The sequence below is a fragment of the Hymenobacter mellowenesis genome (assembly GCF_030581005.1).
Classification (GTDB): domain Bacteria; phylum Bacteroidota; class Bacteroidia; order Cytophagales; family Hymenobacteraceae; genus Hymenobacter; species Hymenobacter mellowenesis.
Genome location: NZ_JAUQSX010000002.1, coordinates 251,819 through 266,089, shown reverse-complemented (window position 1 = coordinate 266,089; position 14,271 = coordinate 251,819). Strand labels below are relative to the sequence as shown.

The window sequence follows — 14,271 nt, the reverse complement described above, 5'->3', positions numbered from 1 at the left end:
AGTTCGACGGTATGAAACTCTCGATTTGCTTCGCCACGGCGGCGGTACTGCTGGCCATCATGGCCTGCCAGCAGGATGCCGACCCGAAATCGGCGGCCGGCGCCGCACATTCCTCCGCTCCTGCTCCGGGCGTGGCAGCGGTGCCCACGGGCACCGGCCCCACCGCCCGCGTGGTGCAGGCGGCCAATGCCTTTATGGCCACGCTGAGCGCCGCCCAAAAAGCCACCCTCATCCAGGAATTCACGGCCAGCAACGCCGCCCGCTGGTCGAACCTACCGGCCGGCTTCGTGCCCCGGTTGGGCCTGAAGCTGGCCGACCTCGACAGCATCCAAACCAAAGCCGCGCTGGCCGTGGTGCAGGCCGCCACCGGCACCGCCGCCAACGAGGGTTTCGCCGAGATTCAGCAGCTGCGGGCCGCCGATGACAACCTGAACGCCGCGCCGCCAGGCACTGGCTTCGGGCCGGGCAAGCCCGGTGATGGCCCACCGCCCGGCATGCGGCGCGGTGGCGGGCCTCCCGGCGGTGGACCCGGCCCGGGCGGCCCACCGCCCGGCATGCGGCGCGGCCCCGGCGGCCGTCCGCCCGGCCTCGGGGCCGACGACTACGGCAGCGGCGTGTATTTCATTGCCTTCCTGGGCACGCCCTCGGCCACCGGCCCCTGGATGCTGCAGTTTGGCGGCCACCACCTGGCCACCAACATCACGTTTGGCAAAGGCAAGGTGACGGGGGCCACGCCGAAGTTTGAGGGCGTGGAGCCGCTGCGCTTCACCACGGCCAATGCCAAAGTGCTGCCGAAGGGAACCACCTACGCGCCCATGTCGGCCGAGGCCGCGGCGATGTTGGCCATGCTCAAGGGGCTGACGCCAGAGCAGAGCAAACAGGCGAAGCTCGCCCAGTCGTTTTTCGACGTGCTGCTCGGCCCCGGGCAGGACGGCCACTTCCCCGCCACCAAAGTGGGGCTGCCCGGCAAGCAGCTCAGCCGCGCCCAGCAGGCGCTGGTGATGGCCGCCATGGCCCCTTGGGTGCAGGACTCGGACGACGCCACGGCGGCCACGCTGCTGGCCGCCTACCAGCGCCAGCTGCCGGACACCTACATCGCCTATGCCGGCACCGGCAGCTTCGCCACCAACGGCGACTACGTGCGCATCGACGGGCCCGAAGTCTGGATTGAGTTTGTGTGCCAGAACGGGGTGGTGTACCACAGCCAGATTCATTACCACAGCATCTGGCGCGACCACGCCCGCGATTACGGCGGCAATTTTTATGGCAGCACGCGCCAAGGGTGAGGTGTCGCGGCGCTATCTTTCACGATGCATCACCGGGAATTTGCACCACCTGCTGCGCTGCAGGACACCATCAAGTGCTTTTGGTACGACCGGATAAACCTCGGCGCAGCGCCATCGAGTTTTGAGGTCCAACCGGACGGCTACGCGGAAATCATTTTCTATTTCGGCAGCCCCTGTAGTATTGCAACCAAGCAAGGCTGGCAGGCTCTGCCCTCCCCTTTTATGGTGGGGCTGCTCAACCAGCCGGTGCATTTTTGCGCGCAAAATCAGTTGGAAATCATTGCTATCCGGTGCTTCCCCTGGACGGTGTTCGAGCTGCTCGGCCTGCCGGCCGGGAATGACGGCGTGCGCACCGTGGAGCATCCCATTGCCCAGTTGCACGCCAAGCTAGCCAAACGGATGCAAGCGGGAAAGCTGGACGAAGCGTTGGCAGAAGTGGAGCAATATTTCCTGAACAACCAGCAGGAAACAACGAACAATCAATTGCTTAGCAAAGCCGGCGGGGCCATGCGGGCCGCCGGGGGCACGCTGCCGGTGAGCCAGGTGGCCGCGGCGGCCCACGCCACGGTGCGCACCCTGGAACGAAGGTTTAAGCAAGCGTCCGGCTACACGGTGAAGGACGTGTCGGGCCTGATGCGCTTCGAGCAAGTCCGCAACCACCTGTGGCAGCACCCGGCGGCCAGCCTGGCCGGCCTGGCCCACGAGCTGGGCTACACCGACCAGGCCCACCTGAGCCGGGAATTCAAGCGCTACAGCGGCACCACTCCCGCCGCCTTTGCCCGCAAAGCCCAGAGCCGGCAGCAGGCCGCCGGCCCTGATTTTGTCGCGTTTGTACAAGCCTGAGAAACGGAGCCGCCGGAGCTTTGTGGCATGAAAACCACCCTGCAAACCGCAAATTCCGCTCCCAATCCATCTGTTTACGACGTCATCATTGCTGGGGCCGGGCCAGTCGGGCTGTTTCTGGCCTGCGAGCTGGGCCTGGCCGGCTGCTCGGTGCTAGTGCTGGAAAAGGCCGAGAGCCCGCTCTCGCCCCTGAAGCAGCTGCCCTTTGGGGTGCGGGGGCTCAATGCGCTTTCGGTAGAAGCACTGCACCGCCGGGGGCTGCTGCCGGAGCTGGAGCTGCACAAGCGTCTGAAAAACCCGCACCAAAACGCCGGGCAGGGAGCCCGTCGTCAGGTGGGGCATTTCGCCGGCATTCCCTTTCACGAAGGCGACATTGACCAATCGCAGTGGCCCTACCGCCTGCCCAGCTCCCCCGAAACCAGCCTGATGTCGGAGCTGGCCGAGCTGGAAACGGTGCTGACGCGCCGGGCCGAAGCGCTGGGGGCCAGCATCCGGCGCGGCCTGGCCATCACGGACTTCCAGCAAAACGCCGACGCCGTGACGGTACAGACCGATGGCGAGTCCTTTACCGGGAAATGGCTGGTGGGGTGCGACGGCGGCCGGAGCGTAGTGCGCAAACTAGGCGGGTTTGAATTTGCCGGCACCGAGCCCGAGTTCACCGGCTACACCACCCAGGTCGACATTGCCGACACCGAAAAGCTCCGGCCTGGCCGCAACGTGACCGCCGCCGGCATGTACCTGCAATCGCAGCCCGGCTACGTCATCATGCAGGATTTCGACGGCGGGGCGTTTCATACCTCCGGCCAGCCCCTCACCCGCGAGCACGTGCAGGCGGTGCTCCGCCGCATCTCGGGCACCGACGTCACCATCACCGCCCTCCACTTGGCCACCACCTGGACCGACCGGGCCCGGCAGGCCACCGCCTACCGCCAGGGCCGGGTGCTGCTGGCCGGCGATGCCGCCCACATTCATTCGCCCCTGGGCGGTCAGGGCCTCAACCTCGGTCTGGGCGATGCCATGAACCTGGGCTGGAAGCTGGCCGCCACCATCCACGGGCAGGCCCCAGCCGGCCTGCTGGACAGCTACTTCACCGAGCGGCACCCCATTGGCGCGCAGGTGCTGAACTGGTCGCGCGCGCAGGTGGCCCTCATGAGCCCCAGCCCCCAGGGCCGCGCGCTCCACGCCATCGTGCGCGACTTGATGGAAACGCGCGACGGGGCCACCTATTTTGCCGGCCGGGTCTGGGGCATCGGCACGCATTATCCACTCGGAGGCCCTCACCCGCTCGCCGGCCACAGCGCGCCCAACTTTGCGTTAGAAGATGGCGGGACGCTGGGCGACTTCCTGCACGATGGTAAGGGCCTGCTGCTTGACTTTACGGGTAACCCTGCCCTTGCAGCTTTAGCGAGCGAGTTTGACCACCTAAAGTATGTGTCGGGCCGGGCAAAGGAAGAGTTGGGCCTGAGTGCCGTGCTGATACGCCCGGATGGATTCGTAGCCTGGGCCGCCGACGCTGCACCTGCTGACAGCAACGGGCTTCGGCAAGCCGCCGCCCGCTGGTTTGCAGGAAACCATGCCCCGGCTTCGTCGCCAGTGCTTGGTTCTTTTGCCTAACAAGCCTTCCCTGCAGGCCGCCCAATGCCCGCGCCCGCATTCTCCGGCCTACTTTTGAAGGAAAACCTGTTCTCTCACGGCTTCTGCCGACGCTTCTCCTTCCCTTATGCCGGGCTACCGCAACCTCGACGATATTCTGACCATTGAGCAAACGCCGCTGGCGGCCCAGCCGGTCCCCGCTCACACCCTGGCCCTGCTGGAGCGCGGCCGCGACCGCAACCCCGTCGCGCTGGCCCTGCGCTTCGTGTTCAGCGGGGAGCGGCCCACCGAATCGGTCGATTTCAGCTATGCGCAGCTGGTGCAGCGCTGCCACCAGACGGCCAATATGCTGCACGAGTTGGGCGTGGGCCCCACCGATGTGGTGTCGTACCTGCTGCCCAACCTGCCCGAAACGCACTTCACGCTCTGGGGCGGGCAGGCCGCCGGCATTGTCAACCCTCTGAACCCGCTGCTGGAGCCGGCCCAGATTGCCGACATTCTGAACGCGGCCGGCACTAAGGTGCTCGTGACGCTGCGCGCTTTCCCCAAAACCGACATCTGGCAGAAGGTGGCGGCCGTGGCCCCGCTGGTGCCCACGCTACGCACGGTGGTGACGGTGGATTTGCTTGATTACCTGCCGCTCACGCAGCGCCTGCTGGTGGGCGCGCTCCGCCTCACGCAGCCCAAGCCGGCCCTGCTGGGCATTCAGGTGGTGAATTTTGCCGAAGCCAGCCGCCGCCAACCTGCGGACCGGCTGGTGTCGGGCCGGCAACTGGCGCCGACCGATGTGGCCTGCTACTTCCACACCGGCGGCACCACGGGCACGCCCAAAATCGCGCCCCTCACCCACTATAATATTACGAGTACCACGTTTGCTTCCTCGCAGCTGCTGGGCGGCGAGGCGGCGGCCGAGCGGCTGGTGTTTTTCTGCGGGCTACCGCTGTTCCACGTCAATGGCGTGGTGGTGACGGGCAGCGTGCCGTGGCTGCTGGGCCACACCGTGGTGCTGGGCAGCCCGGCGGGCTACCGGGGCCCCGGCATTCTCGATAATTTCTGGCAGCTGGTGGCGCACTACCGCATTTCGCTCTTCAGCGGGGTGCCTACCATCTTCAGTAAGCTGCTCACGCTGCCGGTGGAGGGACATGATTTGAGCTCTCTGCGCTACGCCATCTGCGGGGCCGCGCCGCTGCCGGTGGAGCTACTGCGGGCCTTCGAGCAGCGTACCAAGCTGCGGCTGGTGGAAGGCTACGGCTTCACCGAGGGCAGCTGCATCAGCGTGGTGGGGCCGCTGGCGGGCGCGCCCATGCCCGGCAGCATCGGCCTGCGCGTGCCGTACCAGGACGTGCGTATTGTGATGCTGGATGAGCAAACCGGCGAATTCCAGCGCTTCGCCGAGGCCGAAGAAAGTGGCGTGATGGTGGTGCGGGGCAGCAACATTTTTCACGGATATCTGCAGCCCGAGCACAACAAAGGCATTTGGGTAGATACCGGCGACGGCCAAGGCCCCTACTACAACACCGGCGACCTGGGCCGGCAGGACGCGCAGGGCGGCTTCTACATCACGGGCCGCAAAAAGGAGCTCATCATCCGGGGCGGCCACAACATAGACCCCAAAGTCATCGAAGATGCCCTGATGGCCCACCCGGCCGTGGCCCTGGCGGCGGCCATCGGCAGCCCCGACGCCCACGCCGGCGAGCTGCCCGTGGCCTACGTGACCCTGCACCCTGGCCAGCTGGTGTCGGAAGCAGAGCTGCGAAACTTCGCCGAAACCCACATTCCTGAGCGCGCTGCTTGGCCCAAACAGGTCTACACCGCCGCCGAACTGCCCCTCACGGCCATCGGCAAAATATTCAAGCCCGCGCTGGCCAAGCAGGAAATCAGTCGGGTATATGGTCGTCAGCTGGCTTCGGTGCCGGGCCTGACGGTTGATTCCATTGCCGTGCGCGACGACAAGCAGCGCGGGCTGGTGGCCGATATTTCGGTGAGCGGCCCGGCTTCGGACCAGGCCATTGCGCAGGCGCTGCTGGGCATGGCCGTGCCGTACGACGTGCGGCAGGCGGGGTGAGAATATCGTTTGGATACACATGGAACGTCATGCTGAGCGCAGTCGAAGCATCTTTACCACGAGAGTAAATAATTACTATTGCGGTAGAGATGCTTCGACTGCGCTCAGCATGACGTTCTGAATTTACCGCCCCTACGCCAGCAGCCGGGCCTGGTGCGCGATATTGATGAGCGCCGGGGCGTTTTGCAGCGTGGCCAGCACCACCTCCTTGGCGGCCTGCTTCAACTCGTTTTTGCTGATGTCGCGGGTTTCTTCCTGCACCAGCTCGGCCAGGGCCTGGAAGGCGTGGAGCAAGGCCTCGCGGCGGGGACGCTCGGCGTGCAGCTCGGCGTACACTTCGGCGAAATGCTGCTTGATTTTGCGCCGCCGGATGCGGAAAACCGACTCTTTCGTGACCGAGGGCTGAATGGAATCGAGCAGGGCCACGAGGGGCAGCAGCTTGGTGGCCGTGGTGGCTACCGCTCCCGTGAGGCTGGGGCGAAACGACTTCTCCGGCGCTGCGTCCGGCTGGTGGCCCCGGGCAGCCAGCCCGGCATCCGGCTCTGCAAAATCATCGAAATAAGCAGCCATAAATTTCCTATTCAACTAACCAGCACCCGCTGGCGCACACACGAAAATAACAGGTAATCGGCCACCAACCCATCAGTCGGTTTCGGCCGAATACAGCGCCACGGTGCCCGCCTTGCCGCGCAGCGGAAACGCCCCCATCGCCCGAAACCGAACCCCCGCCGGGTGAGGCAGCGCCTCGTAGAGCGCGGCCGAGAGCAGCAGGCGGCTGCGCAGCGCGTTGCACTGGGCCTCGATGCGGGCCGTGGTGTTGAGCACGTCGCCATGAAACACCAGTTCGGTTTTGATGGCCCCAACTTGGGTGGCCATGACGGGGCCGCCGTGCAGGCCGGCTTTGAAGGCGGGCACGGCGCCGTAGGTGCGTAGGTAGTAGTCGCGCCGCAGGTCGATGGCCTGCTGCATGGCGAAGAAGCAGCGCACGCAGCGGGCCTGCGCGAGGCCCGGCTTCCACTCCCAGGTCACAACGACTTCATCGCCCACGTACTGGTAAATCTCGCCCCGGTGGGCCACGATGGGCGCGCCCATATCAAAGAAAAAGTCGCGGATGAGCTGGCTGTACCGCTCGTTGCCCAGCTGCTCGGCCAGCGAGGTGGAGCCTTTCACATCGACAAACAGGAAGATGCGCTGCTCGGCCACCGGGTGGTGGTAGCGGCCCAGAAACAGCCGCAGCAGCGCCGGCCGGCCGATTTTGTTGCTGAGCTGGTAGAGCAGCGAGGTGAACAAGCTAAGGATGCCGTAGCCAGTGAGCAGGCGCACGAACGCCGTGCCCTCAGGCCGAATGGCCAGGCTGCGCCAGCTCCGAAACCCTTCGGCATCGAGGGCAGCCAGCAGGTTGCTATCCCCGGCGTTGCCGAAGATACGGCGAATAAGGAAGAGCATCAGCCAGAACCCCGCTAGGTACAGCACCATGCCCAGCCCCAGCCGCGCCGCCAGCCGCACCCGCGCAAACAGCTGCGGGTACACGTACACTTCCAGCCCAGCCACCAGCAGGCCCACCGGCCCGCCCACCTCCAGCGCCAGCCGCGCATCGAGGGTGGAAAGCGTGCCCCGCACCAGCAGCACCAGCAGCAGCGTGCCCAGCACGAAAAAAGCCGTCAGGGCCAGCACCGAATGCCAGTAGAACCGTTGCAGGGGCCGCCGCCAAGGCGAGGATGGGAAGCTCATGGAGCGCGAATTACGCACGAACGAGCTTTGGAATTAATACGCGCAACCGGTTCACCTCACCCCCGGCCCCTCACCTGCGGAGAGGGGAGCCTGACGATTCAGCCAGCCGCGCCGCCGTGGCTCCCCTCTCCCAGAGGAGAGGAGCCGGGGGTGAGGTGAGCGGTGCGAACATTCCTTTTCAAATTCAAACATCCCGGCCGCCAAATCGTCCTCCCCAATACCAACACTTTTTTCCCTTCGCATGTCCACCATCACCATTGCCCAACACTCCGCCCAGCCCCTCACCGTCAGCCGCCTGGGCTACGGCACCATGCGCCTCACCGGCCCCGAAATCTGGGGCGAGCCGGCCGACCGGCCCCAGGCCCTGGAAATCCTGAAAATCGCCGTGGCCAGCGGCGTCAACTTCATCGACACGGCCGACTACTACGGCGAGGACGTCACCAACCGCCTCATCGCCGAGGCCCTCTACCCCTACCCGGCCGACCTGGTGATTTGCACGAAAGTGGGCGCCACCCGCCGCCCCGACAAAAGCTGGGTGCCCTTCAACACCCCCGAAAACCTGCGCACCAGCATCGAAAACAACCTGCGTACCCTCCAGCAGGAGCAGGTGCAGCTGGTGCACCTGCGGCTGATTGGGCACGGCGGCGTGCCGTTTGAGGAGCAACTTGGGGCTATGTTTGAGATGCAGCGCGAAGGCAAAATCCAACACGTGGGCCTGAGTAACGTGAGCCGCGCCGACCTGGAAGCCGGCCTCAAAATGGGCGAAATCGCCACCGTCGAAAACATGTACGGCCACGGCCAGCGCACCACCATCAACCTCGGCCACGGCGACAGCCAAGGCGGCGAGGAAGTGCTGGACTTATGCGAGCAGCACGGCATTCCGCTCATTCCGTACTTCTCGCTGGTGAATTCGCTCCCCAAAGCCGACAGCCAGATTGCCGAAATCGCGAAAAAATACGGCGCTTCCGAAGCCCAGATAAACCTGGCCTGGCTGCTGCACAAGTCGCCCTGGATTCTGCCGATTCCGGGCACCTCGTCGCTGGCGCATCTACGCGAGAACCTTAAAGCCGCCGAGATTCAGCTCACGGCGGAAAACATGGCGTTTTTGGGGTAGCGGCCGGGGTTTCTGTGCAAGCAGAACGTCATGCTGAGCGCAGCCGAAGCATCTCTACCGCAGTACTAATCCTTTCGATTGGATTGCGGTAGAGATGCTTCGGCTGCGCTCAGCATGACGTTTTTTTCCACCCCCCTTTCTTCTCCACCACTTCAAAGCATAGCGCTGGCGCAATACTCAGGACACACTGCCACGAGACTTTTGCGGGATAATTCATTTCCCTTGCCCGCATTATGCAAATCAAGTATTACCCTTTGTCTTTGGTTATTGGTGGCTTTCTTACCGGGAGCATACTGCTAAGCAGCTGCAAAAAAGACGAAGAACCCGGCACCAGCGCCATCACCTACCCGGCTTACGCGGAAGCGGCCAACCCGCGTATCCTCGCCACGGCGCCCAACGGCACGGTGCTTTACAACGGCGGCTTCGGCTCGTCGGTGGCCCAGGACCCGAACGACCCTGCGGTGTTCTACATGCTCACGGACCGGGGGCCCAACGCGGCCGGCACGGCGGCCAACTCCATTATTTTCGGCAAGGCCGACTTCACGCCCCAGATTGGCAAGTTCCGGCTGAAGGACGGCCTGCTGACGCTGGAGCAAACCATTCTGCTGAAAAACGCGGCCGGCCAGCCGCTCACCGGCCTGCCCAACCCCGTCGGCCAGGGCAACACCGGCGAAACGGCCATCGACCTCACCGGCCAGACGCTCGCGCCCAGCGCCGACGGCATCGACTCGGAAGGCCTAGTGCTGGCGGCCGATGGTTCGTTCTGGATTAGCGACGAGTACGGCCCGCACATCGCGCACTTCGACGCCACGGGCAAAACGCTGGAGCGCATCAACCCCTTCGGCACCGGCACGGGCGGCCGCACGCTGCCCCTGGTGCTGGCCCGCCGCCGCCCCAACCGCGGCATGGAAGGCCTGACCCTCACGCCGGACGGCAAAACGCTGGTCGGCCTGATGCAGTCGCCGATGTACAACCCCTCGTCGGCGGCCGTGGCGGGCTCGGTGGTGCTGCGCATCGTCACCTTCGACCTGGCCACCGGCGCCACCCGCCAATACCCTTACCTGATGGAAAGCGCCGCCCTGACCGGGTGCAGCGAAATTACGGCCCTCACCAACACCACGTTTCTGGCGCTGGAGCGCGACGGCTTATACGGCGGCAATGCCACCGCCCCGGCCACGTTCAAGCGGGTGTACAAGTTCGACCTGGCCGGCGCCACCGACATTTCGGACCCGGCCAACACGGCCACCGGCAAGCTCTACAGCGGCCAGACGGTGGAACAGCTGAAAGACCGCGCGGGCCTGGCCGCGGCCGGCGTGGTGCCCGTGACGAAAACGCTGGTACTGGACCTGCTGACGGACATTTCGCCCGTTTATCCGCACGACAAGGCCGAGGGGCTGGCGCTTATCGGCAACGACATGCTGGCCATTTCCAACGACGACGACTTTGGCGTGCTGGACAACGGCCAGAACGGCTTCGCCACCAAAACCCTGCCCGCCACCGGCAAAGTCGACCTCAACCGGATTTATTTCGTGAAGCTCAAAACGCCGCTGCGCTAGGTTTTTCACTCCTGCCCCAGGCCCGCAAAAGGCTGCCGGAACTCATTCCGGCAGCCTTTTTGTATTTCCAGCGTCCGTGGTTGAACCCATTAACTCCTGATGCTTTATTTACTTTTTGGCGGAATGAAACGCAGCCTTTTTTACGGAATCAGCGGCCTGCTGCTGACGGGTCCGGTGCAAGCCCAATCCCTGACGGGCGTATGGCAGGGCGTGGAAAACGAAACCAGCCAGCCCGATAAATATTGGCCGTCGCTGCTACGCTTGCAGCAGGGCAAAGGCCCTGGCGTGTTTGGGGTGCTCTACGAGGAAGTGGGCGGCAATCCAAACGTCACGGTCACGTTTCAGATGCAGGGCACCCGCACGGCCGCTGGCCTGCGCCTGGAACACGTTGAGAAGCTGAACGAAACCGGCCGCACACCCCTCAGTTATTGGTGCGACGGCTCCATCACTTTTACCTACGACCCCGCGCTGGAAAAGCTCACCGGCCACGCCACCTACCGTCCCCACGGCGACTGCTCGGTGGGCACGCTCACGCTTTACCGCGTCAAGCTGAAATCGGCCGCCACGGTGCCGGCCGGGGTCGAAAGCAGCTTGCGCGTCTCGGGCCGCAACGTGCTCTGGTACGCCGACGCCGAGCTGAAGCAGCCTGTGAACACCGGTAATACCTACCGCACCCGGCTCGACAAAACCACCACGTTCTACATCACGCAGGGCTTTTACCCGACCAAGGAAAGCTCGGCCGTGCCCATCACCATCAAAACGACTGGCACGCCGCCGAAAACGGTGCCGCCGGTAGCGCCCGCGCCGCCCGTTGCTCCGGTGGCACCGCCCGATACGGTGCGCCCCACGCCCGCGCCGCCGCTGATTTCGACCACGCCAGTGGTGCTGCCCACGGTGCTTTTCAAGGTGGGCAAGCCAGAGCTGCTGCCCGAATCCAGCCCGGCCCTCAACCGGCTGGCGGCGGAGCTGAAAGCGCGGCCTGGACTCAAAATCCGCGTCTCGGGCCACGCCGACAAGGTGGGCGAGCCCGACAAAAACCAGGTGCTGAGCGAGCAGCGGGCCGAAGCGGTGAAAACTTACCTGGTGCAGGCGGGCATCGCGTCCGAACGCATTAGTACCATCGGCTACGGCGACATGCGTCCTCTGCACCCCTCGCCCGATGTGCGCAACCGGCGCGTGGAAGTGGAGGAAGTAAAATAGCGCCCCGCACGGCGCATCTTTGCGTCCGTCCTTCTCATTCCGCTGATGAATTTTCCCACCCCAGTGCTGGCTACCGGCCTCCTGATGGCCAACGCGGCCTCCGCTCGAACCTCGCCTGCCCCCAATCAATGGAACGGCAAGCAGTGTGCCGTGGTCCTGACGTACGACGACGCCATCGACGTGGACCTGGACAACGTGGTGCCGGCTCTGGATTCGGCCAAATTTCGGGGTACGTTCTACCTCATCGGCTCCTCCCCGGTGGTGATGAAGCGACTGCCGGAGTGGCGCCGCGCCGCCCAGCGCGGACACGAATTGGGCAACCACGCCCTCTTCCACCCCTGCGACGGCAGCCTGCCCGGCCGCAGCTTCGTGAAGCCCGACCACGACCTGCACACCTACACCGTGGGCCGCGCCGTGGATGAAATCCGAGCCAACAATACGCTGCTCACCGCCATCGACGGCAAAACCGCCCGCACCTTCGCCTACCCCTGCGGCGATTTGCAGATTGGCGGCGTGAAATTCTACGACCAGTTGAAAAACGACTTCGTGGCCGCCCGGGGCGTTTCGCCCGGCCTGCAAACCGCCGCGCAAGTCGACCTGAGCAACGTGGATGCCTATTCCATCAACGGCCAAAACGGCCAGTATATGATTGACCTAGTGAAGCAAGCGCAGGCGTCGCACACGCTGCTCGTGTTTCTGTTTCACGGCGTGGGCGGCGGGCACTCGCTGAACGTGGCGCTGCCTGCGCACCGGCAGCTGCTGCGTTATCTCAAGGCACACGAAAAAGAAATCTGGGTGGCGCCAATGGTAGAGGTGGCCGAGAAAATTCGGACGGAGCAGCGTTGATTGCAGCCGGGAAATAAAAGAAGCACGTCATGCTGAGCGCAGCCGAAGCATCTCTACCGCAATAGTAAATAAATTACTTTCGCGGTAAAGATGCTTCGGCTGCGCTCAGCATGACATGCTTTCCGTTATTCCGCCTAACCGCTGGCGTCTCAGTCCGGCAGCTCGCTGATGTCGCGCGGCTCGCGGCGGGGCTGGGCGTTCATGCGGTGGCGGTAGGCCGACGACGTTTCGTAGGCCTTGATGCGGGCGCGATTGATGGAGCCCAGCGGCAGGTGCTCGGGCAAGCAGTGGAAAGGGTTGAACGACAGCACGTCATCGGCGAACACGCGGCGGGCCGGGCTGTAGGCATCCTGGGCCGGAATCACGATTTTGCCGAGGCCCTGGTAGGGGCTCTGGTCCTGGGGCCAGTCCACGGAAGCATCTTCTACGGGCATGGTTTTCAGGTCGGTGCAGAGTTGGGCGCGCAGCTCGTACTCGGCTTCCTGGCTGCGGAAGAAATCGACCACCAGGTCGCGCCAGCCGGCAGGCTCCGTAATCTTCACCTGCTCACCAGCCAAGGCCTGCACATTACCCGACAGCGGCGCTACGCTGATTTTCGAGACATAGTCGCCGAAGCGGATGGCCCCGAGCGTGGTAAAGGTTTCGCCGATGATGTTGTTGTTGGGATGGGGCGGCACCACTAGCGGAATTTCCTTCTTAATACCCACCGCATCAAGGGCTTGGTTGATAAGGGTGCCGGCTTCGGTCATGATGGTGGTGACCACCTCCGGAGCGTGCAGGAACACCTTTTCCTGGCGCAGCTGCATGTCGTGGTAGCTTTTGATATCGCCGGTGGGAATGATGGTATCGTTCACCATCAGAAAATCCTGGGTGACTTCGTCGGCCTGGTCGGGCAGGAATTTCCGGCCTTCCACCCCAATAATTTTCACAGCCAGGCCCTTCACCGCCGACTGCGTATCGGGGTCGATAGCGCCGGGGGCCGACGAGAAGCGCAGAATAACCGGGTACACCCGGGGCTCCCGAAACATGCCCTGGGCCAGGTGCTCGGGCAGGTTGGGGTAAATGTGCAGCTCGCCGCGCAGCACACCGTGGCTCTTGGCGTGGGCATCGCGAATGGCGTGGCGGTGCTTCTCGAACATGAAGCGGTTGACCCGCGCCATCGACGCCACGGTTTCGTCGGTGAGCTGGTCTTCGTTGGGCTGGATTTCCTCCACGCCATCGGCGTAGCGGACGTAAGAAGTTGTAGGAATTGGCATCGGAAAATGGGTTGGGTGTTCACTCCTTACGCGCCGCGTAGCTGCCAAGGATTCGCCATTCATTCATCAATCAGCTTAGTTTTACGGTGCTTTAAGGCCCAGCCGGCCGTATTTTCCTCTAGAAAAACAGCCACTTTAGCTTGCCTAGTGTTGAGGCAATATTTCTTGCATTTCATGTCGCACCGCCACTTCCTCATCCACAAGCCCTACGGCTACCTCAGCCAGTTTGCGGGCGAGGCCAAGAAGAAAAAGTTGGGCGAATTTCACGATTTCCCCGAGGGCATCATGGCCATCGGCCGGCTCGACGAAGACAGCGAGGGCCTGCTCCTGCTCACCACCGACGGCCGCATGAGCGAGCTGGTGCGCAGCCGCAAAATCGAAAAGGAATACTACGCCCAGGTCGATGGCCTGGTGACCGACGCGGCCCTGACGCAAATGCAAACCGGCGTCGAAATTGGCATCCACGGCGTGAAATACCTCACCAACCCCTGCGCCGCGCGCCGCCTCGACTCCGCGCCGGCGTTCCCGCCGCGCACCCGCAAAATCCGCGACGACCGGCACGGACCCACGTCCTGGGTCAGCATCACGCTCACCGAAGGCAAGTTCCGGCAAGTGCGCAAGATGACGGCGGCCGTGGGCTTCCCCACACTGCGACTGGTGCGGGTGCGCGTAGGCGACATCTGGCTGAGCGATTTGGCAGCCGGTGAGGTGCGGGAAGTGCCAGATTTCGGACTGTAGCGCGGACTCTGCGAGTCCGCGCCTAACGGATATCGTCTGAGGT

12 protein-coding genes are annotated in these 14,271 nt (G+C 64.1%); 9 read left to right on the top strand and 3 right to left on the bottom strand.

The window, feature by feature from the left end; all coding sequences use genetic code 11:
• Positions 1-11: 11 nt before the first annotated feature.
• The 4 genes from Q5H92_RS05130 (at position 12) to Q5H92_RS05115 (ending at position 5,787) form a co-directional block, all read left to right on the top strand.
• A complete protein-coding gene (locus tag Q5H92_RS05130; RefSeq protein WP_305010422.1) occupies positions 12-1,286 on the top strand; it encodes a DUF3500 domain-containing protein in 1,275 nt (424 codons plus the stop codon).
• 24 nt (positions 1,287-1,310) lie between these two features.
• Entirely contained in the window at positions 1,311-2,129 is an 819-nt protein-coding gene (locus Q5H92_RS05125) for a helix-turn-helix domain-containing protein (protein WP_305010421.1), read from the top strand.
• A 27-nt stretch (positions 2,130-2,156) separates the two neighbouring features.
• A complete protein-coding gene (locus tag Q5H92_RS05120) occupies positions 2,157-3,743 on the top strand; it encodes an FAD-dependent monooxygenase (RefSeq protein ID WP_305010420.1) in 1,587 nt (528 codons plus the stop codon).
• A 106-nt stretch (positions 3,744-3,849) separates the two neighbouring features.
• A complete protein-coding gene (locus Q5H92_RS05115; protein WP_305010419.1) occupies positions 3,850-5,787 on the top strand; it encodes an acyl-CoA synthetase in 1,938 nt (645 codons plus the stop codon).
• A 132-nt stretch (positions 5,788-5,919) separates the two neighbouring features.
• On the opposite strand, the gene Q5H92_RS05110 is transcribed toward Q5H92_RS05115, so the two are convergent.
• Together Q5H92_RS05110 and Q5H92_RS05105 are read right to left on the bottom strand one after the other, a co-directional pair.
• On the bottom strand, positions 5,920-6,357 hold the full coding sequence (locus Q5H92_RS05110) for a hypothetical protein (RefSeq protein ID WP_305010418.1): 438 nt from the start codon (positions 6,355-6,357) through the stop codon (positions 5,920-5,922).
• A gap of 72 nt (positions 6,358-6,429) precedes the next feature.
• Entirely contained in the window at positions 6,430-7,518 is a 1,089-nt protein-coding gene (locus tag Q5H92_RS05105; RefSeq protein ID WP_305010417.1) for an adenylate/guanylate cyclase domain-containing protein, read from the bottom strand.
• Between the two features lie 241 nt (positions 7,519-7,759).
• Here Q5H92_RS05105 and Q5H92_RS05100 point away from each other — a divergent pair, with 241 nt between their 5' ends.
• The 4 genes from Q5H92_RS05100 (at position 7,760) to Q5H92_RS05085 (ending at position 12,234) form a co-directional block, all read left to right on the top strand.
• Positions 7,760-8,632 (top strand): aldo/keto reductase, encoded by an 873-nt coding sequence (locus Q5H92_RS05100; protein ID WP_305010416.1) that lies wholly within the window; start codon positions 7,760-7,762, stop codon positions 8,630-8,632.
• Positions 8,633-8,865: 233 nt separating this feature from the next.
• The gene (locus Q5H92_RS05095) at positions 8,866-10,188 is read left to right on the top strand and encodes an esterase-like activity of phytase family protein (RefSeq protein ID WP_305010415.1); all 1,323 of its coding nucleotides are present in this window, start codon (positions 8,866-8,868) and stop codon (positions 10,186-10,188) included.
• Between the two features lie 123 nt (positions 10,189-10,311).
• Entirely contained in the window at positions 10,312-11,388 is a 1,077-nt protein-coding gene (locus Q5H92_RS05090; protein ID WP_305010414.1) for an OmpA family protein, read from the top strand.
• A 45-nt stretch (positions 11,389-11,433) separates the two neighbouring features.
• Positions 11,434-12,234, top strand: coding sequence for a polysaccharide deacetylase family protein (locus tag Q5H92_RS05085; RefSeq protein ID WP_305010413.1), 801 nt, complete (start codon positions 11,434-11,436; stop codon positions 12,232-12,234).
• 149 nt (positions 12,235-12,383) lie between these two features.
• Here the strand turns inward: Q5H92_RS05085 and Q5H92_RS05080 are convergent, their stop codons facing one another.
• The gene (locus Q5H92_RS05080; protein WP_305010412.1) at positions 12,384-13,490 is read right to left on the bottom strand and encodes a catalase family protein; all 1,107 of its coding nucleotides are present in this window, start codon (positions 13,488-13,490) and stop codon (positions 12,384-12,386) included.
• A gap of 174 nt (positions 13,491-13,664) precedes the next feature.
• On the opposite strand from Q5H92_RS05080, the gene Q5H92_RS05075 reads away from it, so the two are divergent.
• Positions 13,665-14,228 carry a pseudouridine synthase gene (locus tag Q5H92_RS05075; protein WP_305010411.1) on the top strand — a complete coding sequence of 188 codons (564 nt, stop codon included), beginning with the start codon at positions 13,665-13,667 and terminating at the stop codon, positions 14,226-14,228.
• The last annotated feature ends 43 nt before the right edge of the window (positions 14,229-14,271 follow it).

Excerpts from the sequence above, each read along its gene's own strand:
- Q5H92_RS05130 (WP_305010422.1), top strand. The coding sequence starts at position 12 with ATGAAACTCTCGATTTGCTTCGCCACGGCGGCGGTACTGCTGGCCATC.
- Q5H92_RS05085 (WP_305010413.1), top strand. The coding sequence starts at position 11,434 with ATGAATTTTCCCACCCCAGTGCTGGCTACCGGCCTCCTGATGGCCAAC.
- Q5H92_RS05100 (WP_305010416.1), top strand. The coding sequence starts at position 7,760 with ATGTCCACCATCACCATTGCCCAACACTCCGCCCAGCCCCTCACCGTC.
- Q5H92_RS05115 (WP_305010419.1), top strand. The coding sequence starts at position 3,850 with ATGCCGGGCTACCGCAACCTCGACGATATTCTGACCATTGAGCAAACG.
- Q5H92_RS05080 (WP_305010412.1), bottom strand. The coding sequence starts at position 13,490 with ATGCCAATTCCTACAACTTCTTACGTCCGCTACGCCGATGGCGTGGAG.
- Q5H92_RS05095 (WP_305010415.1), top strand. The coding sequence starts at position 8,866 with ATGCAAATCAAGTATTACCCTTTGTCTTTGGTTATTGGTGGCTTTCTT.
- Q5H92_RS05125 (WP_305010421.1), top strand. The coding sequence starts at position 1,311 with ATGCATCACCGGGAATTTGCACCACCTGCTGCGCTGCAGGACACCATC.
- Q5H92_RS05105 (WP_305010417.1), bottom strand. The coding sequence starts at position 7,518 with ATGAGCTTCCCATCCTCGCCTTGGCGGCGGCCCCTGCAACGGTTCTAC.
- Q5H92_RS05075 (WP_305010411.1), top strand. The coding sequence starts at position 13,665 with ATGTCGCACCGCCACTTCCTCATCCACAAGCCCTACGGCTACCTCAGC.
- Q5H92_RS05120 (WP_305010420.1), top strand. The coding sequence starts at position 2,157 with ATGAAAACCACCCTGCAAACCGCAAATTCCGCTCCCAATCCATCTGTT.
- Q5H92_RS05090 (WP_305010414.1), top strand. The coding sequence starts at position 10,312 with ATGAAACGCAGCCTTTTTTACGGAATCAGCGGCCTGCTGCTGACGGGT.
- Q5H92_RS05110 (WP_305010418.1), bottom strand. The coding sequence starts at position 6,357 with ATGGCTGCTTATTTCGATGATTTTGCAGAGCCGGATGCCGGGCTGGCT.